The 576-nt window shown below is 42.2% G+C and carries 1 protein-coding gene; it reads left to right on the forward strand.

Annotated elements, in window-relative coordinates:
- Window positions 1-424, forward strand: a 424-nt coding sequence (locus A3762_RS27105; protein ID WP_369820665.1) for an SPOR domain-containing protein, incomplete at its 5' end; no start/stop codon positions are given.
- Window positions 425-576: the final 152 nt, after the last annotated feature.

The raw sequence follows: 576 nt of genomic DNA on the forward strand, positions 1-576 counted from the left end.
CCTAGCGAATGAAAAGAATAACGATGCAGCTGATACTGATTCAGGCGTCACTGCATTAGAGTCGAGCGTGAAGCCTGAGTCTGAGGTTGTTCGGACAAGCACGGAAAATCTTGGTACTGATATGCCTGAAGATAAAGTCATAAAGGTATCGGTGAAAAAAAGCCAAGAAGATTCTTCAGTATTTGGTGGCGCTAATTACACGCTTCAGGTATTGGGTTCTTATAATGAGTCAACAGCACAGCGTTTTGTAGAGTCGAACCAACTTCCAGATTTATATTATGTGCGGTCGACATACAAAGGTAAGGCGTGGTTTGTGGTGCTTTATGGTCGTTTTGAATCTGCTTTCGATGCGCGATCGGCAGATTTGCCAGATGTTGTAGCGTCACAAAAACCTTGGGTTCGCAGTGTAGACGGGCTGCGCTAATCTTCTTGAGTTCTATAAGCTTCTGTTTGCTTGTATAAATAGTGAGCAGTTAGCTTCCCTTCTTCGAAAATCTCTTGTTATAAAATTTGTTAAGACGCATTGCTGTGTGTAAAATGTTCGACCCCAATTTTCTTAGTCGTACATTTTAGGCA

The organism is Oleiphilus sp. HI0125, assembly GCF_001635355.1.